15 protein-coding genes are annotated in these 19,577 nt (G+C 72.8%); 11 read left to right on the top strand and 4 right to left on the bottom strand.

The window, feature by feature from the left end:
• The 9 genes from J4709_RS34530 to J4709_RS34570 all read left to right on the top strand — a co-directional run bounded on the left by J4709_RS34530 (position 1) and on the right by J4709_RS34570 (position 11,452).
• On the top strand, positions 1 to 2,904 hold the full coding sequence (locus tag J4709_RS34530; protein ID WP_208247192.1) for a bifunctional glycosyltransferase/CDP-glycerol:glycerophosphate glycerophosphotransferase: 2,904 nt from the start codon (positions 1 to 3) through the stop codon (positions 2,902 to 2,904).
• On the top strand, positions 2,882 to 4,189 hold the full coding sequence (locus J4709_RS34535) for a glycosyltransferase (RefSeq protein WP_232384497.1): 1,308 nt from the start codon (positions 2,882 to 2,884) through the stop codon (positions 4,187 to 4,189). Before J4709_RS34530 ends, J4709_RS34535 begins: the two co-directional genes overlap by 23 nt.
• 24 nt (positions 4,190 to 4,213) lie before the next feature.
• Complete coding sequence (locus J4709_RS34540) at positions 4,214 to 5,395, top strand: acyl-CoA dehydrogenase family protein (protein WP_208247193.1); 1,182 nt, start codon at positions 4,214 to 4,216, stop codon at positions 5,393 to 5,395.
• Positions 5,392 to 6,171, top strand: coding sequence for an SDR family oxidoreductase (locus J4709_RS34545; RefSeq protein WP_208247196.1), 780 nt, complete (start codon positions 5,392 to 5,394; stop codon positions 6,169 to 6,171). Before J4709_RS34540 ends, J4709_RS34545 begins: the two co-directional genes overlap by 4 nt.
• Before the next feature lie 9 nt (positions 6,172 to 6,180).
• The gene (locus J4709_RS34550; protein WP_208247197.1) at positions 6,181 to 6,798 is read left to right on the top strand and encodes a TetR/AcrR family transcriptional regulator; all 618 of its coding nucleotides are present in this window, start codon (positions 6,181 to 6,183) and stop codon (positions 6,796 to 6,798) included.
• Between the two features lie 20 nt (positions 6,799 to 6,818).
• Positions 6,819 to 7,973, top strand: a complete 1,155-nt coding sequence (locus J4709_RS34555; protein ID WP_208247199.1) for an acetyl-CoA C-acetyltransferase — start codon at positions 6,819 to 6,821, stop codon at positions 7,971 to 7,973.
• Between the two features lie 413 nt (positions 7,974 to 8,386).
• Positions 8,387 to 9,547, top strand: a complete 1,161-nt coding sequence (locus J4709_RS34560; protein ID WP_208247201.1) for an NADH:flavin oxidoreductase — start codon at positions 8,387 to 8,389, stop codon at positions 9,545 to 9,547.
• 34 nt (positions 9,548 to 9,581) lie between these two features.
• A complete protein-coding gene (locus J4709_RS34565) occupies positions 9,582 to 10,568 on the top strand; it encodes an SDR family NAD(P)-dependent oxidoreductase (RefSeq protein WP_208247203.1) in 987 nt (328 codons plus the stop codon).
• 71 nt (positions 10,569 to 10,639) lie between these two features.
• Positions 10,640 to 11,452 (top strand): HTD2 family dehydratase, encoded by an 813-nt coding sequence (locus J4709_RS34570; protein ID WP_208247205.1) that lies wholly within the window; start codon positions 10,640 to 10,642, stop codon positions 11,450 to 11,452.
• Here J4709_RS34570 and J4709_RS34575 read toward each other — a convergent pair.
• The 3 genes from J4709_RS34575 to J4709_RS34585 form a co-directional block, all read right to left on the bottom strand.
• The gene (locus tag J4709_RS34575) at positions 11,449 to 13,113 is read right to left on the bottom strand and encodes a glycerol-3-phosphate dehydrogenase/oxidase (RefSeq protein ID WP_208247206.1); all 1,665 of its coding nucleotides are present in this window, start codon (positions 13,111 to 13,113) and stop codon (positions 11,449 to 11,451) included. The two genes, J4709_RS34570 and J4709_RS34575, sit on opposite strands and share 4 nt — an antisense overlap.
• 107 nt (positions 13,114 to 13,220) lie before the next feature.
• Positions 13,221 to 14,738 (bottom strand): glycerol kinase GlpK, encoded by a 1,518-nt coding sequence (gene glpK, locus J4709_RS34580; protein WP_208247208.1) that lies wholly within the window; start codon positions 14,736 to 14,738, stop codon positions 13,221 to 13,223.
• Positions 14,739 to 14,840: 102 nt separating this feature from the next.
• Complete coding sequence (locus J4709_RS34585) at positions 14,841 to 15,665, bottom strand: MIP/aquaporin family protein (RefSeq protein ID WP_208247210.1); 825 nt, start codon at positions 15,663 to 15,665, stop codon at positions 14,841 to 14,843.
• A gap of 250 nt (positions 15,666 to 15,915) precedes the next feature.
• Here J4709_RS34585 and J4709_RS34590 point away from each other — a divergent pair, with 250 nt between their 5' ends.
• Together J4709_RS34590 and glpK (J4709_RS34595) are read left to right on the top strand one after the other, a co-directional pair.
• Positions 15,916 to 16,683 carry an IclR family transcriptional regulator gene (locus J4709_RS34590; RefSeq protein WP_208247212.1) on the top strand — a complete coding sequence of 256 codons (768 nt, stop codon included), beginning with the start codon at positions 15,916 to 15,918 and terminating at the stop codon, positions 16,681 to 16,683.
• Between the two features lie 117 nt (positions 16,684 to 16,800).
• On the top strand, positions 16,801 to 18,327 hold the full coding sequence (gene glpK, locus J4709_RS34595) for a glycerol kinase GlpK (protein WP_208247215.1): 1,527 nt from the start codon (positions 16,801 to 16,803) through the stop codon (positions 18,325 to 18,327).
• A gap of 13 nt (positions 18,328 to 18,340) precedes the next feature.
• Here glpK (J4709_RS34595) and J4709_RS34600 read toward each other — a convergent pair whose 3' ends face one another.
• Positions 18,341 to 19,492, bottom strand: coding sequence for an acyl-CoA dehydrogenase family protein (locus J4709_RS34600; protein ID WP_208247217.1), 1,152 nt, complete (start codon positions 19,490 to 19,492; stop codon positions 18,341 to 18,343).
• Positions 19,493 to 19,577: the final 85 nt, after the last annotated feature.

The raw sequence follows: 19,577 nt of genomic DNA on the forward strand, positions 1-19,577 counted from the left end.
ATGCGGGTGCGCCCGGATGTGAGCGTCGTGGTGATCGCCTACAACGACGCCGCGCGGCTGCCGAGGGCGGTCGCCTCATCGCTGGCGCAGTCGCTGGGCGGCGTCGAGACCGTGATCGTCGACGACGCGAGCACCGACGGCACCGGCGAGGCCGCGGAACGGCTCGCCGCCGCGCATCCGGGCCGGGTCCGGGCGGTCCGCCTGCCGGTCAACTCCGGGGGCTGCGGCCGCCCGCGCAACGTCGGCGTCGAGCGGTCCGAGGGCCGGTACGTGATGTTCCTCGACAGCGACGACCTGCTGGACCGGCACGCCTGCCTCAACCTGCTGTCGGCCGCGCAGGAGACAGGTGCCGACCTGGTCTCCGGGCGCTGCGACCGGATCTTCCTGGACCTGCCCAAGGAGGCGAAGGGCCGCGTCCGGCCCTGGTATCCGTGGCTCTACGAGCAGAGCGCCGTGTACGGGTCGCTGGAGGAGAACCCCGACCTGCTCTACGACACCCTGTCGACGAACAAGCTCTACCGCAGGGGGCTCCTGGAGGACGGCGCGCTGCGCTTCGTCGAGCGGCTGCACTACGAGGACCTGCTGTTCAGCGCGGAGGCGTACATGGCCGCCGCGCGCACGGCCCTGATCCCGCACCGGGTCTACAACTGGCTCGTCCAGGACCGGCGGGCGATGCCGTCGATCTCCAACCGCCGGGACGAGCTGGCCAACTTCGCCGACCGGCTGGAGATCCACCGGCGCATCGACATGCTGTTCGAGCTGCGCGGCGCGGACGCGCTGAAGCGCGCCAAGGACGCCAAGTTCGTCAACCACGACCTGCTGCTCTACCTGCGCGAACTGCGCGACCGCGACCCGGTGTACCGGGCCCGGTTCCTGGACCTGGCGGCGGGCTACCTGGCCGGGCTGGACCCGGTGGTGTTCGAGACGGCCAACCCGCTGGCCGCGATCGCCGCGTTCCTGGTCAGGGAGGGCGACCGGGCCGGGGCGCTGGCCGCCGCCGAGTACCTGCCGGGCCGGGCCTCGGAGCTGCAGGCCCGGCTGGTGGAGCGGGACGGGCGGATCTTCTGGGGTGCGGGCGCGCCGCGCGGGGACCTCGGCCGCCGCGTCCTGGACGTCACCGACTTCGGCTTCCACCAGCGCCCGCTCGGGGAGCTGCTGCCGGCCGCGACCGTGACCCGGCTGGAGATGCGCGGCCGCCGCGCGCACCTGGCCGGGCACGTGCTGAACCCGCTGGGCCGGATCCCGCGCGGCGCGCGGCTGTCGGCCTCGCTGGAGTTCCGCGACCGGCGGCGCGGCGCCGGCCGGGCGCGGGTGCCCGCCGAGATCGTCCACGAGGGCGACCGGCTCGCGTGGCGCGCCGAGTTCGACCCGCGCACCCGCGTGCGGCCGTTCGGGTTCGTCGATCCGGTGTGGGACGTCCGGCTCCTGGTGAAGGTGGACGGCGAGGCGATGGCCATCCGCCCGGGCGAGCCCGCCGGGGCGGGCGCGGGCCCGGGGAGCGAACCCGGACTGCGCGGCGTCGGGCTGCCCGTCCGGCCCCGCCTGACGCGCCTCGCGGGCGACACGCTCCGCTCGTACATCACCGAGGGCGGGCATCTGTCGTTCACGCTCGAGACCGGCGACCCGAGGACGCGGCGCGCCGCCACCGCCGTCGCGCGCGTCGCCGGGAGCCCGCCGGCGCGGCTCGGCTGGCGCCGGGCGCGCCGGCTGGAGCGGTCCATGCGCCGCACGCTCGCTTCGAGCAGGACGAAGGCCGCGGTGTTCAACCGGATCCTGACCCGGCTGCCGGTCCGCACGGGCCTGGTGGTGTTCGAGAGCCATCTCGGCCTGCACTACTCCGACAACCCGAAGTACATCTACCGGGAGCTGCGCCGCTCCGGCCGCCCGGTCGAGGCCGTGTGGTCGTACGCGTCGTCGGCGAAGGGCTTCCCGGCCGACGCGAAGCTGGTGAGGCGGGAGTCGTGGCGCTACCACCTGGCGCTCGCGCGCGCCGAGTTCTGGGTCGACAACCAGGGCTACCCGGACCGCCTCCGCAAACGGCCGGAGACCACCTACATCCAGACCTGGCACGGGTCGGCGTACAAGCTGATGGGGCTCGACCAGCCGCGGATGAAGAGCGGGCCCGTCTCCTGCAGGGCCCGGCTCGCGCGGATGGTCGACCGCTTCGACTGCTTCCTCGTCCGGTCCGGCCACGACGTGGACACCCTGGCCAAGGGGCTCGGCGTCCGAGCGGAACTGGTGCCGGCCGGGTACCCGCGCAACGACCCGCTGGTCAACGGGACGGACGGCGACGCCGAGCTGGCCGCCGAGGTCGCCGCGCTGCGCCGCACCCTCGGGCTGGACGACGGCCGCCGCACCGTCCTCTACGCGCCCACCTTCCGGACCGAGCCGACGGGCGGGCCGGTCACGCCGATGGAGCCGCCCGTCGACCCGGTGCGGTTCGCCCGCGAACTCGGCGACGAGATCGTCCTGCTGGTCCGCCCGCACTACCTGTGCCGGGCGAACCTGCCGCCGTCCGCCGCGCGGGTCATGCGGGACGTCGGGGGAGTGCCGGACGTGACACTGCTGCTCCTGCTCGCCGACGCCCTCGTCACCGACCACTCGTCGATCATGTTCGACTACGCGCTGCTGGACCGGCCGATCGTGCTGCACCTGCCGCCGGACGGCGAGCACGCCACCGGCTACTTCGACCTGGAGGAGCACGCGCCCGGCCCGGTCACCCGGACCGAGGACGAGCTGATCGCCGCGCTCGCGGACCTGGACGCCGCCGGGGCCGCGCACGCGGCGCGGCGCCGCGCGTTCGCCGCGCGGTTCGGCGAGCACGACCGCGGCACCGCCGCGCGCACCGTCGTGGACCGTTACTTCGGAGAAAGGAGCGCCCATGGTTCCCACCGGAACCGCTGAGCACATGCCGCGCGACGTCTTCATCGTGTGCAACAACGTCGACGAACTGGGTGGCCTGCAGCGCTGGGCGCACCACATGGCGCGGATGCTCGCCGAGCGCGGCGACCGCGTCACCCTCGTCGGCGTCACGCGCGGGGAGGCGCCGCCGCACCACCACGGCCGCGACGGGTCCTACGCCGTGGAGGTGCTGCACGACACGTGGCGTCCGCCGGTGCTGGAGTGGCGGCCCGATCGGCTGCGGGACCGGCTGAACGCGGGGGCGCGCGGACGCGACGTGTGGCGCTCGGCCGCGCAGCGGCGCGGCGCCGCCCGCCTGACGCGGATGTTCGCGGCGGCCCGTCCGGGCGGCGTGGTGATCGTGCCGCAGGTGTGGGCGATGGAGTGGGTCCGGCGGGCCGGCACCGCGGGCCTGCGGGTGGTCGGGATGAGCCACGAGTCGTACAAGGCGAGCCGCAAGTCCTCCCGGTACCGGCGGGTGAAGCGGCACTTCGCGGACGCCGACCGGTTCCTCACGCTGACCCCGGAGGACGCCGACGCCTGGGCCAGGGACGGCATGACGAACGCCGACCACATCCCGAACGCGCTGCACGTGACGCCGTCGGTGTACCCGACGCTCAACCTGCCCGCGGTCGCCTGCGTGGGGCGGCTGTCCTATGAGAAGGGCGTTGACCTGCTGCTGGAGGCGTGGCAGCGGGTGCATGAGCACCATCCGGACTGGCGGCTGCACATCTACGGGACCGGGCCGGACGAGGACGCGCTGCGCGAGCAGGCGGCCGCCGCCGGCCTGTGCGGGACGGTCGAGTTCCGCGGCGTCGTCGCCGACGTCGAGGAGGCGATGGTCGAGGCGTCGGTGTTCGCGCTCCCGTCGCGCGCCGAGGGCCTGCCGATGTCGGTGATGGAGGCGATGGCGTACGGGCTGCCGACGGTGGCGTTCGACTGCGCGCCGGGCGTCCGCATGCTGCTCGGGGAGCGGGGCGAGGAGACGGGCGGCCTGCTCGTGCGGCCGGGGGACACCACCGCGTTCGCCGAGGCGCTGGGGCGGCTGATCGAGGACCCGGAGCTGTGCTGCGCGCTCGGCGCCGAGGCCCGCGCGTCGGTGCAGCGCTTCCAGCCGGAGACGGTGCTGGCCCGCTGGGACCGGCTGTTCGACCTGCTCCACCGCGACCTGCCCGCGGTGCGGGAGCGCTCGGCGGGGGAGCGGGCCGCGGTGCCCGCGGCGGAGCCCGCGCCGCAGGCCGCGCAGGCGGGCGAGGTGGAACCGGCCCTGGAGGCCGATTCTTTCTAACAACTGTTTGGTAGAGTTCCGGGCGTGAACCAGAACGAGTCCCCTGCGGACCGGGCGTTCCGCGCCGAGGTCCGCGGCTGGCTGGAGGCCAACCTGTCGGGCGAGTTCGCGCACGCGCGCGGCCTCGGCGGGCCCGGCCGCGAGCACGAGGCGTTCGAGGAGCGGCTGGCCTGGGAGCGCCACATGGCCGCCGCCGGCTGGACGTGCGTGGGCTGGCCCGAGGAGCACGGCGGCCGCGGCGCGACCGTCCGGCAGCAAGTGATCTTCAACGAGGAGTACGCGCTCGCCGACGCCCCCGCCCGCGTCGGGCACATCGGCGAGAACCTGCTCGGCCCCACCATCATCGCGTTCGGCACCGACGAGCAGCGGGCCCGGTTCCTGCCCCCGATCGTCGCCGTCGAGGAGCTCTGGTGCCAGGGCTACTCCGAGCCCAACGCCGGCTCCGACCTCGCCAACGTGCAGACCCGTGCCGTGCTCGAAGGCGACCACTGGACCGTCGACGGGCAGAAGGTCTGGACGTCCAACGCCCTCGAATCGGACTGGTGCTTCGTCGTCTGCCGCACCGAGCCCGGCTCGTCCCGCCACCACGGCCTGTCCTACCTGCTCGTCCCGATGAAGCAGGACGGCGTCGACATCCGGCCGATCGTCCAGCTCACCGGCACCTCCGAGTTCAACGAGGTGTTCTTCGACGGCGCCCGCACCGACGCCGGCGACATCGTCGGCGCGCCCGGCGAGGGCTGGAAGATCGCGATGGCCACGCTCGGCTTCGAGCGCGGCGTCGCCACCCTCGGCCAGCAGGTCGGGTTCCGCCGCGAGTTCGAGGGCGTCCTCGACCTCGCCCGCCGCACCGGCGCCGTCGACGACCCGCTGCTGCGCGACCGGCTCACCCGCGCCTACATGGGCCTTGAGGTCATGCGGCTGAACGCGGTGCGCACCATGGCGGGCGTCGCGTCCGGCGCACCCGGCCCCGAGTCGTCCATCTCCAAGCTCGTCTGGGGCACCTGGCACCGCGAGCTCGGCGAACTCGCCATGGACGTCCTCGGAGCCGCCGGGATGATCGCCGACGGCGAGCCCTACGACCTCAGCGACTGGCAGCGGCTGTTCCTGTTCTCCCGCTCCGACACGATCTACGCCGGGTCGAACGAGATCCAGCGCAACATCATCGCCGAGCGCGTGCTCGGCCTCCCCAGAGAGGCTCGCGGATGACGCCGCCCCCCTACGTCCCCGGGCACGGCCTGCTGAAGGACCGCGCCGTCGTCATCACCGCCGCCGCCGGCGCCGGGATCGGCGGCGCCGCCGCCCGCCGCTGCCTGGAGGAGGGCGCCCGCGTCCTGATCTCCGACGCGCACGAGCGGCGGCTCGCCGCGTCCGCGCAGGAACTGGAGAAGGAGTTCGGCGCCGACCGGGTCGCCTCCCTCGCCTGCGACGTCACCGACGAGGAGCAGGTGCAGGCGCTGTACGCGCTCGGGGTCGAACGCTTCGGCCGCATCGACGTCGCCGTCAACAACGCCGGCCTCGGCGGCACCGCCGACCTCGTCGACATGACCGACGACCAGTGGGGACGCGTCCTCGACATCACCCTGAACGGCACCATGCGCTGCACCCGCGCCGCACTGCGCATCATGCGCGACCAGGGCGCCGGCGTGATCGTCAACAACGCCTCGGTGATCGGCTGGCGCGCGCAGAAGGGCCAGTCCCACTACGCCGCCGCCAAGGCCGGCGTCATGGCCCTCACCCGCTGCTCCGCGCTGGAGGCCGCCGAGTTCGGCGTGCGGATCAACGCCGTCTCGCCCTCGCTCGCCATGCACCCGCACCTGGTCAAGGTGACCTCGGAGGACCTGCTGGACGAGCTGACGCGGCGCGAGGCGTTCGGCCGCTACGCCGAGCCGTGGGAGGTGGCCAACGTTATCGTCTTCCTGGCCAGCGACTACTCCTCGTACATGACCGGGGAGGTCGTCTCCGTGTCTTCCCAGCACGCATAGGAACCGACCATGAGTCCACGACGGCGCGACGCCGAGGGCACCGCGACCGCCCGCGCGGAGCGGCGGGCCGAACTGCTCGCCACCGCCGCCGAGGTGTTCGCCTCGCAGGGGTACTCCGCCACCACCGTCCGGAAGGTGGCCGACGCCGCCGGCATCCTCGGCGGCAGCCTCTACTACCACTTCGACTCCAAGGAGGCGATGGCCGACGAGATCCTGTCGACCTTCCTGGACGAGATGTGGGCGGCCTACGAGCGCGTCCTCGCCGCCGGCCTCAGCGCCCGCGACACCATGGAGGGCGTCATCGTCGAGTCGTTCCGCTCGATCGACCGGCACCGGCCCGCCGTCGTCCTCTACCAGAACGAGTCCAAGCACCTGGCGGCCGGCGAGCGCTTCCACTACCTGCTCGAATCGCAGCGGCGCTTCGAGAAGATGTGGCTCGCCCTGCTGGACCGCGGCGTCGAGGAGGGCGCCTTCCGCGCCGACCTCGACCGGACGCTGATCTACCGCTTCATCCGCGACACCGTCTGGGTCGCGGCCAACTGGTACCAGCACGGCGGGCGGCTGTCCGCCGACGACATCGCCAAGCAGTACCTCGCCATGGTCCTCGAAGGCATCCAGGCGAGCTAGTCCCGAAGGAGACACCCCCCATGGCCGAGGCCTACATCGTCGAAGCGGTCCGCGCCCCCGTCGGCCGCAAGAAGGGCGGGCTCGCCGGCGTCCACCCCGCCGACCTCGGCGCCCACGTGCTGAAGGCGCTGATGGACCGCGCGAAGGTCGACCCCGCCGCCGTCGAGGACGTGGTGTTCGGCAACGTCGACAGCGTCGGCCCGCAGGCCGGCGACATCGCCCGCACCTGCTGGCTGGCCGCCGGGCTGCCCGAGGAGGTCCCCGGCGTGACCGTCGACCGGCAGTGCGGCTCCTCGCAGCAGGCCGTGCACTTCGCCGCGCAGGCCGTCCTGGCCGGGACGTCCGACCTCGTCGTCGCGGGCGGCGTGCAGAACATGTCGCAGATCCCGATCTCGTTCGCGATGACCGCCGCCGAGCCGCTCGGCTTCACGCAGGGCCCGTTCGCCGGCTCCAAGGGCTGGACCGCGCGCTACGGCGACGCCGAGGTGTCGCAGTTCAACGGCGCCGAGATGATCGCCCGCGACTGGGACATCTCCCGCGAGGAGATGGAGGCGTTCGCCTACGAGTCGCACCAGCGGGCCATCCGCGCGACCGACGAGGGCCGCTTCGAGCGGGAGATCGTCCCGCTGGAGGGCGTCACCGCCGACGAGGGCCCGCGCCGCGACACCACCCGGGAGAAGATGGCCGGGCTGAAGACCCTCGTCGAGGGCGGCCGGCTCACCGCCGCGCTCGCCTCCCAGATCTCCGACGGGTCCGCCGCGCTGCTCATCGCGTCCGAGCAGGCCGTCAAGGACCACGGCCTCACCCCGCGCGCCCGCATCCACCACATCTCCGCGCGCGGCGAGGACCCGATCCGGATGCTGTCCGCGCCGATCCCCGCCACCGCGTACGCGCTGAAGAAGACCGGCATGACGATCGGCGACTTCGACGCCGTCGAGATCAACGAGGCGTTCGCGCCGGTCGTGCTCGCCTGGCTGAAGGAGACCGGCGCCGACCCGGCCAAGGTCAACCCCAACGGCGGCGCCATCGCCCTCGGCCACCCGCTCGGCGCCACCGGCGCCCGCCTGATGACGACCCTGCTGCACGAGCTGGAGCGCACCGGCGGCCGCTACGGCCTCCAGACGATGTGCGAAGGCGGCGGCCAGGCCAACGTCACCATCCTCGAAAGGCTGTGATTCCCAGGGGGGCGACCCCCTGGAACCCCCGTCACGACGGACAAGGCGTTTCCCGCTCCGCTGGCGCTCCGCGCGAAACGCCTCGTCCGTCGTCGGGCGGGCCCGCTGCGCTCGCTGGCGCTCGCTCCGCGTGCCCGCCCGTTTTGCCCAGGGGGCGACCCCCTGGAACCCCCGTTGCGACGGACGAGGCGTTTCACGCTCCGCTAGCGCTCCGCGCGAAACGCCCACTTATCCCAGGGGGGCGACCCCCTGGAACCCCCGTCACGACGGACAAGGCGTTTCCCGCTCCGCTAGCGCTCCGCGCGAAACGCATTGTCCGTCGTCGGGCAGGCCCGCTCCGCTCGCTGCACTCGCTCCGCGTGCCTGCCCGTGACCCGTGGCTGAGCTGGGAAGATCCTCGATCGGAGGTCGGTGTGGACGTCTTCGAAAGTGCGGAGCTCGGGCCTGTCACCTTGCGGAACCGGGTCATCAAGGCCGCCACGTTCGAGGGCATGACGCCGGACGCCCTCGTCACCGACGACCTGATCGAGTACCACCGGCGACCCGCCGCCGGGGGAGTGGCGATGACGACCGTCGCGTACTGCGCGGTCGCCCCCGAGGGGCGCACGGAGCGGCGGCAGATCTTCATGCGGCCCGAGGTCGTGCCCGGGCTGCGGCGCCTCACCGACGCCGTGCACGCCGAGGGTGCGGCCGCGTCGGCGCAGATCGGGCACGCGGGGCCGGTCGCCGATGCCGCGTCCAACAAGATGCGGGGGCTGTCGGCCGGGCGGTTCTTCAACCCGATCGGGATGCGGTTCACCAAGCCCGCGACGGCCGAGGACATCGCGCGCGTCACTCGCGCGCACGCCGAGGCCGCGCGGCTGGCGATCGAGGCGGGCTTCGACGCCGTCGAGATCCACTTCGGGCACAACTACCTGGCCAGCTCGTTCCTCAGTCCGCGGCTGAACAAGCGCGATGATGCCTACGGCGGGCCGATCGAGAACCGCGCGAAGGTCGCGCTCGGCATCGCCCGCGCGGTGCGCGAGGAGGTCGGCGACCGTATCGCCGTCACCGCGAAGATCAACATGCGGGACGGCGTGCCGGGCGGGCTGGAGATCGACGACAGCCTTCAGGTCGCCCGGTGGCTCCAGGAGGAGGGCACCGTCGACGCGCTGGAGCTGACGGCGGGCAGTTCGCTGCTCAATCCGATGTACCTGTTCCGCGGCGGGGCGCCGGTGAAGGAGTTCGCCGCGAACTTCAAGCAGCCGCTGCGCACGGGCATCCGGATGTCCGGCACGAAGTTCCTGCACGCCTATCCGTACCAGGAGGCGTACCTGCTGGAGCACGCCCGTAAGTTCCGGGCTGAGCTGGACCTTCCGCTGATCCTGCTCGGCGGTGTCACCAACCGCGAGACGATGGACAAGGCGATGGCGGAGGGCTTCCAGTTCGTCGCGATGGGGCGGGCGCTGCTGCGCGAGCCCGACCTGGTGAACAGGATCGCGGAGGATCCTTCGACACGGTCGCTGTGCATCCACTGCAACCGCTGCATGCCGACGATCTACACCGGCACGCACTGCCCCGAGATCCCGGCTTGACCTGGAGTGCGCTCGAACTCGTAGCGTACGGTGCATGATCACTCCGCAACGCAGGATCGATTCGGGTTTCGGGTTCGGCAGCACGGCGCGCGACGTCCTGGCGGGCATCGACCTGTCGGGGAGGCTGGCCGTGGTGACCGGCGGCTACTCCGGGCTCGGGCTGGAGACGACGCGGGCCCTGGCCGGGGCAGGTGCGCACGTGGTGGTGCCGGCGCGGCGCCCCGCGGTGGCGAAGGAGGCGCTCGCGGGCGTCGGCGACATCGAGGTGGACGAGCTGGACCTCGGCGACCTGGAGAGCGTGCGCGGGTTCGCCGACCGGTTCCTGGAGTCCGGACGCGGCATCGACATGGTCATCGGCAACGCGGCGGTCATGGCCTGCCCGGAGACCCGGGTGGGGCCGGGCTGGGAGGCGCAGTTCGCCACCAACCACCTCGGCCACTTCGCGCTGGTGAACCGGCTGTGGCCGGCGGTCCGGCCCGGCGCCCGGGTCGTCGCGGTCTCCTCGCAGGGGCACCACTTCTCGCGGATGCGCTGGGACGACCCGCACTTCACGAGCGGCTACGACCGGTGGGAGGCGTACGGGCAGGCGAAGACGGCGAATGTGCTGTTCGCCGTGCACCTGGACGCGCTGGCGAAGGACGCGGTGCGGGCGTTCTCCCTCCATCCGGGCAGCATCCTCACGCCGCTGCAGCGGCACATCCCGACGGAGGACAAGATCGCGTACGGGTGGATCGACGAGGACGGCAACGAGATCGCCCAGGGCTTCAAGACGCCGGAGCAGGGCGCCGCGACGGCGGTGTGGGCGGCGACGTCGCCGCGCCTCGACGGGATGGGCGGCGTCTACTGCATGGACTGCGACATCGCCGAGCCCACACCGGACGACGTGCCGGAGGTCCGCGGCCGCAAGGCGGGTGCGCCCGCGCCCGTGGGCGTCCGTCCCTACGCGACCGACCCCGACGAGGCCACCCGGCTGTGGGCGTACTCGGCGGAGCTGACCGGCGTCGACGCCTTCGCGAAGTAGGCCGGGCAGGGCACCGTTCCCGGCCGTCGGCATAATCCCTGGGGAGTGGCGGACGGCCGAGAGGTGAAGCGATGATCGACGTGGGCGGCTGGTCGCCGGGACCGGTGGAGGCGGTCGAGGTCATCGGCGCGGCGCCGTCTGCCGCGCTGGCCGGGGTGCTGGACGTCGAGCCGCCGGGGGAGGAGCTGCCGCCGCTGTGGCACTGGCTGCACTTCCTCGACCGGCCCGCGCAGCGCGAACTCGGACCCGACGGCCACCCCCTCGCCGGGCACTTCCTGCCGCCGATCCCCGACCGGCGGCGGATGTTCGCCGGCGGCCGGTTCGGCGTCCGCGAGCCGCTGCGCGTCGGCGACACCGTCACGCGCCGCGCCGAGCTGGCGTCCACGGCCGTCAAGCAGGGACGCAGCGGCGAGATGCTGTTCGTGACCGTCCGGCACACCTTCCTGCGGGACGGCGCCGAGATCGCGGTCGAGGAGCAGGACCTCGTCTACCGCAGCGGCGACGCGGCGTCCCGCCCGCCGGAGGTGTCCTTCGAGGCTCCCGAGGTGAAGGCGCCGTGGACGCTGCCGGTGACCGCCGACCCGGTGCTGCTGTTCCGGTTCAGCGCGCTCACCTACAACGCCCACCGCATCCACTACGACGAGACGTACGCGACGGAGGTCGAGGGGCACGGCGGCCTCGTCGTGCACGGTCCGCTGCTGGCGATCCTCTGCCTTGAACTGCCGCGCAGGGCGGGCCTGAAGGTGAACGAACTGTCGTTCCGCGCCCGCAGGCCCGTCTACGCGCGGCAGCCCTTCGCGGCGGCCGGCTCGCCGGACGGGGAGCTGTCGATCGAGGCGCCCGGCGGCGTCACCGCGATGACCGCGACGTTCTCCGCCGCCTAAGCCGCGGTGACGGGCGGCTCCACGACCGCCGGCCCGTCGCGGCGCTCCGCCCTGATCTGCAGGACGTACCGCTTGACCTCGTCGGCGGCGTCCTCGCGGCTCCAGCCCAGCCGGGGCGCGAGGAGGCCGGCGACGTGCTCCGCCGCGGCGAGGCCGCCGTCCCACTCCTCGATCGAGACGCGCAGCCGCCGCGCGAGGACGTCCTCCAGGTGCAGGGCGCCCTCGTGCGTCACCGCGTAGACCGCCTCGGCGCACAGGTAGTCCTCCGCGCCGGGGATCGGCGCGCCGAGCTCCGGGTCGGCGGCGACCAGGTCGAGGACGTCCTGCGCGCACGACCCGTACCGGCGCAGCAGGTGCTCGATCCGCGCGACGTGCAGCCCGGAGCGGGCGGCGAGCCGGCGCCGCTCGTTCCACAGCACCTCGAACCCGTCCGCGCCGAGGATCGGCAGCCGCCCGGTGACCGACGCGGGCACCGCCTCGTCCAGGCCCTCGGCGACCACGTCGACCGCGTCGCGCGCCATGACCCGGTAGGTGGTGAACTTGCCGCCGGTCACGACGACCAGCCCCGGCACCGGCTCGGCGACGGCGTGCTCGCGGGACAGCCGCGCGGTGTCGTCCATCTCGCCGGACAGCAGCGGCCGCAGCCCCGCGTACACGCCCTCGACGTCGTCCATGGTCAGCGGCGTGCGCAGCACCGCGTTCACGCGCTCCAGCAGGTAGCCGATGTCGGTGTGGTCGGCGACCGGCTCGTCCGGGCCGTCGTCGTGCGGGGTGTCGGTCGTGCCGACCAGCCAGTGCCGGCCCCACGGGATGATGAACAGCACGCTGCGCTCGGTCCGGGTGATCAGGCCGGTGTCCATCGGGATCCGGTCGCGCGGCACCACCAGGTGGACGCCCTTGGACGCGCGCACCGCGAACGTCGCCCGGGCGCCGGTCATCGCCTGCGCGCCGTCCGTCCACACGCCCGTCGCGCAGACGACCCGGCGGGCGCGGACGGTGATCTCCCGCCCGCCCTCCAGGTCCACCACCTGCGCGCCGGTGACCCGCTCGCCCTCGCGCAGGAACCCCGTCACCTCGGCGCGCGTCGCGACTTTGGCGCCGTACCGCGCGGCGGTCCGGGCGACCATCATCGTGTAGCGGGCGTCGTCCACCTGCGCGTCGTAGTACTGGATCGCGCCGACGAGCGCGTCCGAGCGCAGGGCCGGCGCCTCCCGCAGCGCGCCACGGCGGGTGAGCTGCCGGTGCCGGGGCAGCGACCGGGCGCCGCCCATCGTGTCGTAGAGGGTGACGCCCGCGCTGACGTAAGCCCGCTCCCACACCCGGTTCCGCAGCGGATACAGGAACTGGACGGGCCGCACCAGGTGCGGCGCGAGCCGGTGCAGCAGCAGGGCGCGCTCCCGAAGCGCCTCGCGGACCAGCCCGAAGTCGCGCTGCTCCAGGTAGCGCAGCCCGCCGTGGATCAGCTTGCTGGAGCGGCTGGAGGTGCCGGCCGCCCAGTCGCGCGCCTCCACCAGGGCGACGGACAGGCCCCGGGAGATCGCGTCGAGCGCGGCGCCCGCGCCGACGATGCCGCCGCCGACGACCAGGACGTCGAACTCGTTCCCGGCCAGGGCGCGCAGGGTGTCCTCGCGGTACCGAGGGCCGAGGGCTACGGATGTCACTGCATGCTCCCGAGGTGTAGGGGTTCCATCGTCGGCCCGCGGCGTGTCGTCCTCGTGAGCGGCCGGTGAAGGACGACACGCCGCCGGTCGACGTGGCGGAACACTGGTCAGTTCACGTCGACCCAGTCGAGCGTGCGGTTGACGGCCTTCTTCCAGCCGGCGTACCCGGCGGTGCGCTGCGCGTCGTCCCAGGTGGGCTGCCAGCGCTTGGCCTCGTTCCAGTTCTGCCGGAGCTCGTCGGTGGTGTTCCAGAAGCCGACGGCGAGGCCGGCGGCGTAGGCGGCGCCGAGGGCGGTGGTCTCGGCGACGACCGGGCGCGACACCGGGACGCCGAGGATGTCGGCCTGCATCTGCATGCACAGCTCGTTGGCGGTGATCCCGCCGTCGACCTTGAGCGTGTCGAGGGCGACGCCGGAGTCCTCGCGCATCGCCTCGACGACGTCCCGCGACTGGTAGCAGATCGATTCCAGGGTGGCGCGGGCCAGGTGGGCGTTGGTGTTGAACCGGGACAGGCCGACGATCGCGCCGCGCGCGTCCGATCGCCAGTAGGGCGCGAACAGGCCGGAGAAAGCGGGGACGAAGTAGACGCCGCCGTTGTCCTCGACCTGCCGGGCGAGGGCCTCGCTCTGCGCGGCGCCGGAGATGATGCCGAGCTGGTCGCGCAGCCACTGCACGGCCGAGCCCGTCACCGCGATCGAGCCCTCCAGCGCGTACACCGGCTTGTCGGAGCCGAGCTGGTAGCAGACCGTGGTCAGCAGCCCGTTCTTCGACCGGACCAGCTCGTTGCCCGTGTTGAGCAGGAGGAAGTTGCCGGTGCCGTAGGTGTTCTTGGCCTCGCCGGGCGAGAAGCACACCTGGCCGACCGTCGCGGCCTGCTGGTCGCCGAGCGCGGCCGTCAGCGGGACCTCGCCGCCGAGCGGGCCGTCGGCGCGGGTGACCCCGTAGCCGCCGGGCGCCGAGGACGGCTTGATCTCCGGGAGCATCTGCCGCGGGATGCCGAAGAACGACAGCAGCTCGTCGTCCCAGTCGAGGGTCTCCAGGTCCATCAGCATGGTGCGGCTGGCGTTGGTGACGTCGGTGACGTGCACGCCGCCGTCGGGACCGCCGGTCAGGTTCCACAGCACCCAGCTGTCGGTCGTCCCGAAGATCGCCTCGCCGCGCTCGGCCGCCTCCCGGACCCCGTCGACGTTCTCCAGGATCCACTGGATCTTGCCGCCGGAGAAGTAGGTGGCGGGCGGCAGCCCGGCCTTGCGGCGGATGACGTCGCCCTTGCCCTCGCGCTCGAGCGCGGAGGCGATGCGGTCGGTGCGGGTGTCCTGCCAGACGATCGCGTTGAAGTAGGGCCGCCCGGTGCGGCGGTTCCACACCAGCGTCGTCTCGCGCTGGTTGGTGATGCCGAACGCGGCGAGGTCGGTGTGCGACAGGTTCGCCTTGTTCAGCGTGCTCTGGATGACGGCCCGGGTGCGCTCCCAGATCTCGGTGGGGTTGTGCTCGACCCAGCCGGCCTGCGGCAGGATCTGCTCGTGCTCGAGCTGGTGGCGGGCGATCTCGTTGCCGCCGTGATCGAAGATCATGAACCGGGTGCTCGTGGTGCCCTGGTCGAGCGCTCCGACGAAGTCAGCCATGTGCGGAATCTCCAGTGGGAAGGGCCTGCGGACGGGGACGAGGACCGATCATGCCGGTCGCCTGTGGGGGGACGACCCCCCGCGCCCCCCGGTTCGCTTCGCTCATGCGGTCTCGTACTCGGGCTCGGGCTTGGCGACGTCCGGCTCCACGTCGTCGGACGGCAGGAACCAGCCGATCAGCAGCTTGTACAGCCCGGCGCCGAGCACGCCGCCGATGAGCGGCGCGACGATCGGCACCCAGAAGTACAGGTCCCCGTGCTGGTCCTTCCAGGCCCCGCCGTAGCCGGTGATGAACTGCGCGAGCCGCGGCCCGAAGTCGCGGGCGGGGTTGATCGCGTAGCCGGCGTCCGAGCCGAACGCCATCCCGATCGCGACCACCAGCAGACCGATCAGGAACGGGCCGAGGTTGGCCAGCGGCGGCGCGTTCCGCGCGTCGGTCAGCGCCTTGATGACGAACAGCAGGATGGCGGTGCCGATGACCTGGTCGCGGAACGCGCCCCAGGTGCCGACGGGCAGGGACCCGTTGCCCGGCAGCGTCGAGAAGACGCCCTGGGTCTTGATGGTGTGGCCGGGGTCGACCTTGGCCAGGATCTCGCTGTAGTTCCAGCGGACGATCAGCGCCGCGATGAACGCCCCGGCGGTCTGGGCGGCGATGTAGGGCGCCACCTTCCGCCAGGAGAACTCCTTGAACGCGGCGAGCGCGACCGTCACCGCGGGGTTGAGGTGGGCGCCGCTGATCCGCGCGGCGACGTAGACGCCGAGCGTGACGCCGAGCCCCCAGGCCCAGGCGATGCTGTCGTGGTCGCCGATGTCGGCGCCGGCGACCTGCGCCACGACGCCGACTCCGAACAGGATCAGGATCATGGTCCCGGCGAACTCGGCGGCGAGCTCCCCGGCCAGCGGTGGGAATTTCCGGCGTTCCGCCATGTCGTGTGCTCCTCGGCTGCGGGGGTGGACGCGAAGCCCCATGAGGCTGGCCAGAACGTAAGACGGGGATGACCCGGAAACAACGGGAGGCTGCCGACAATGTCGAACACTTTCCCCGCCGCCCGGCGCCGGTTACGCTCCCCCCTGTGCACCAGATCACAGAATCCGGGCAGTTCGGGACGGAAACGGCGGTGATGACGACGGGTGCCGACATTGTCGGCACCCTGGCCCCAGAACTAGCATCGGAGTCATGCCCGGACCTGTGCAGTCGATCGAGCGGGCCGCCGCGATCCTGCGGCTGCTCGCCGCCAGCTCCGGCCGGCTCGGCGTCGGTGAGATCGCCGGCTCGCTGGGCCTGGCCCGCGGCACCGCGCACGGCATCCTGCGCACCCTGGAGCGGGTCGGCTTCGTCGAGCAGGACGGCGGCACCGGAAAATACCAGCTCGGCGCCGCCCTGCTGCACCTCGGCACCAGCTACCTGGACGTCAACGAGCTGCGCTCCCGGGCGATCAACTGGGCGGACGCGCTGGCCTCGCGCAGCGGCGAGGCCGTCCGCATCGGCACCCTGCTCGACGGGAAGGTCCTGGTCGTCCACCACGTCTTCCGGCCCGACGACACCCTGCAGGCGCTGGACGTCGGGTCGCTGCTGCCGCTGCACGCCACCGCGCTCGGCAAGGCGCTGCTGGCGCACGACGCCAACGCGGCGGCCTCGATCCGCGACACCGAGCTGGAGTCCTACTGCCGCCGGACGATCACCGATCCGCGCCTGCTCGCACGGGCCGCCACCCGGGTGCGGGAGAACGGCTGGGCGGCCGAGATCGAGGAGCTGTCCATCGGCGAGGCCGGCATCGCCGCCCCGATCCGCGGGTACGGGGGACTCGTCGTCGGGGCCATCGGGATCTCCGGCGCGGTCGAGCGGATCTGCGACACCGGCCGCGTCCCCGAGCCCCGGCTGGTGGCGTTCGTGCGGGACGCGGCCCGCGCCGTCTCCCGGGACCTCGGCGGCTCGCGGTGGTGACCCGCGGGGGATGCCGGTGACATCGCGGACGGCGGTACCGGGCGGCACGCGGCCGGAGCGCAAGGCGGGGCCGGAGCGGGAGACGGGGAAGGGGCACGGCGGGGGAGAGGGCGCAACGTGACCGAACGCTACGTGATGTCGATCGACCAGGGCACCACCTCGACCCGGTGCATCCTGTTCGACCACGGCGGCCGGCTGGTGTCGGTGGCGCAGCGCGAGCACCGGCAGCACTTCCCGAAGCCCGGCTGGGTCGAGCACGACCCCATGGAGATCTGGCGGAACCTGGAGCGGATCGCTCCTGAGGCCCTCGCGCAGGCGGGCGTCACCGCGAACCAGGTCGCCGCCGTCGGCATCGCCAACCAGCGCGAGACCACCGTCCTGTGGGACCGGCTGACCGGCGTGCCGATCGGCCGCGCCATCGTCTGGCAGGACATGCGGACCGGGACCCTGGTCGACGAGCTGGGCCGCGCCCCGGGCGCCGCGATCGTCACCGAGCGCAGCGGCCTGCCGCTCGCCACCTACTTCTCCGCGCCGCGCATCCGCTGGCTGCTCGACCACACGCCCGGCCTGCGCGAGCGCGCCGAGCGCGGCGAGGTGCTGTTCGGCACGATGGAGAGCTGGCTGATCTGGAACCTCAGCGGCGGCGTCGACGGCGGCGTGCACGTCACCGACGTCACCAACGCCAGCCGCACCCTGCTGATGGACCTGCACACCCTGTCCTGGGACGACGACCTGCTCGCGTTCTTCGGGGTGCCGCGGGCGATGCTGCCGGAGATCCGATCGTCCACCGAGACCTACGGGACGGCCCGCAGGGTGTTCCCCGGGGTGCGGGTCGGCGCGGCGCTCGGCGACCAGCAGGCCGCGCTGTTCGGCCAGACGTGCTTCGCGCCCGGCGAGACCAAGTGCACCTACGGCACCGGCGCGTTCCTGCTGATGAACACCGGGACCAAGCCGGTGCGGTCGGAGAACGGGCTGCTCACCACCGTCGGCTACAAGATCGGCGACGAGCCGGCCGTGTACGCGCTGGAGGGCTCGATCGCGATCACCGGCGCGCTCGTCCAGTGGTTCCGCGACGGGCTCGGGCTGATCGGCACCGCGCCGGAGATCGAGACGCTGGCCCGGACGGTGAGCGACAACGGCGGCTGCTACATCGTGCCGGCGTTCTCCGGGCTGTTCGCACCGCACTGGCGCAGCGAGGCCCGCGGCATCATCGTCGGCCTGACCTCCTACATCACCAAGGGCCATCTGGCGCGGGCGGTGCTGGAGGCGACCGGCTGGCAGACCCGCGAGGTCGTCGACGCGATGAACCGCGACTCCGGGCTCAGCCTGAAGGAGCTGAAGGCCGACGGCGGCATGACCTCCGACAACCTGCTGATGCAGATGGTCGCCGACATGCTGAACGTGCCGGTGGCGCGGCCGATGGTGGTCGAGACGGTCTCGCTCGGCGCCGCGTACGCGGCCGGGCTCGCCGTCGGCTACTGGGCCGGGCTGGAGGGGCTGCGGCGCAACTGGCACCGCGCGGCCCGCTGGGTCCCGGCGATGGACGCGGGCCGCCGCGACCACGAGTACCGCAACTGGCAGCGCGCCGTGGAACGCACCTTCGACTGGATCAGGGCGGGCGAGGAGCCCGGCGAGGCCCCCTGAACCCGCCGCGCGTTCAGATCCGGTTCCGCCCGATGAGCTGCTTGACGATCACGTTGCGCTGGATCTCGTTGGTCCCCTCGCCGACGATCATCAGCGGGGCGTCCCGGAAGTAGCGCTCGATGTCGAACTCGGTGGAGTACCCGGCCGCGCCGTGGATGCGGACGGCGTTCAGCGCGATCCGCATCGCGGCCTCGGAGGCGTACAGCTTGGCCATGCCGGCCTCCATGTCGCAGCGCTCGCCCGCGTCGAGCCGCTCGGCGGCGTCGAGGGTGAGCAGCCGCGCGGCGCGCAGCTCGGTGGCCATGTCGGCGAGGTAGTTGCCGACCGACTGGTGCTTCCAGATCGGCTTGCCGAACGCCTCGCGCTCCTGCGCGTAGCGGACGGAGTCCTCCAGCGCGGCCCGGGCCACGCCGAGCGCGCGCGCCGCGACCTGGATCCGGCCGACCTCCAGGCCGCGCATCATCTGCGCGAACCCGCGGCCCTCCTCGCCGCCGAGCACCGCGTCCAGGGGCGCCTCGTAGCCGTCGAAGGACAGCTCGCAGCTCTCCACACCCTTGTAGCCGAGCTTCGGCAGGTCGCGGGAGACGGTCAGGCCGGGGCCCTTCTCCACCAGCAGGATGCTGATGCCGCGGTGGCGGGGCTCGGCGTCCGGGTCGGTCTTGCACAGCAGGGCGATCAGGCCGGACATCCGCGCGTTGGTGATCCACATCTTCGCGCCGTCGACCACGTACCGGTCGCCCTCGCGGCGCGCGGACGTGCTCAGCGCCTGCAGGTCGGACCCGCCGGACGGCTCGGTCAGCGCCATCGTGGCGCGCAGCTCGCCGGTCGCCATCCGGGGCAGGTAGCGGCGCTTCTGCTCCTCGGTGCCGAAGACCGCGAGCAGGTGCGAGACGACCGTGTGCCCGCCGAACGCCCCCGCGAGCGACATCCAGCCGCGCGCCAGCTCCTCGGTGACCAGCGCGTAGCACGCCTTGGAGACCGAGACCTCGCCGTACGGCTCGGGTACGGCGAGCCCGTAGACGCCCAGCTCCTTCATGCGGGCGATCAGGTGCTCGGGGTAGGTGTTCGCGTGCTCGAGGTCGCGGGCCACCGGCCGGACCTCCCTGTCGACGAAGTCCGCGACGACCTCGACGATGGCGCGCTCCTCGTCGTTCAGCGTGATCACGGCTGCCGCTCTCCTCCTGCCCTGGCGCCTGCGGACGCCTTTTTATATATTTGATTTGAAAATACCCGATGTCAACGTGCGGGAG

The sequence above is a fragment of the Actinomadura violacea genome, assembly GCF_017573465.1.
GTDB classification, from domain to species: domain Bacteria; phylum Actinomycetota; class Actinomycetes; order Streptosporangiales; family Streptosporangiaceae; genus Spirillospora; species Spirillospora violacea.

What these genes read in the sequence shown, in the direction of transcription:
- J4709_RS34570 (WP_208247205.1), top strand. Translation starts at nt 10,640, where the DNA reads ATGATCGACGTGGGCGGCTGGTCGCCGGGACCGGTGGAGGCGGTCGAG.
- J4709_RS34535 (WP_232384497.1), top strand. Translation starts at nt 2,882, where the DNA reads ATGGTTCCCACCGGAACCGCTGAGCACATGCCGCGCGACGTCTTCATC.
- J4709_RS34565 (WP_208247203.1), top strand. Translation starts at nt 9,582, where the DNA reads ATGATCACTCCGCAACGCAGGATCGATTCGGGTTTCGGGTTCGGCAGC.
- J4709_RS34545 (WP_208247196.1), top strand. Translation starts at nt 5,392, where the DNA reads ATGACGCCGCCCCCCTACGTCCCCGGGCACGGCCTGCTGAAGGACCGC.
- glpK (WP_208247208.1), bottom strand. Translation starts at nt 14,738, where the DNA reads ATGGCTGACTTCGTCGGAGCGCTCGACCAGGGCACCACGAGCACCCGG.
- J4709_RS34555 (WP_208247199.1), top strand. Translation starts at nt 6,819, where the DNA reads ATGGCCGAGGCCTACATCGTCGAAGCGGTCCGCGCCCCCGTCGGCCGC.
- J4709_RS34585 (WP_208247210.1), bottom strand. Translation starts at nt 15,665, where the DNA reads ATGGCGGAACGCCGGAAATTCCCACCGCTGGCCGGGGAGCTCGCCGCC.
- J4709_RS34590 (WP_208247212.1), top strand. Translation starts at nt 15,916, where the DNA reads ATGCCCGGACCTGTGCAGTCGATCGAGCGGGCCGCCGCGATCCTGCGG.
- J4709_RS34530 (WP_208247192.1), top strand. Translation starts at nt 1, where the DNA reads ATGCGGGTGCGCCCGGATGTGAGCGTCGTGGTGATCGCCTACAACGAC.
- J4709_RS34550 (WP_208247197.1), top strand. Translation starts at nt 6,181, where the DNA reads ATGAGTCCACGACGGCGCGACGCCGAGGGCACCGCGACCGCCCGCGCG.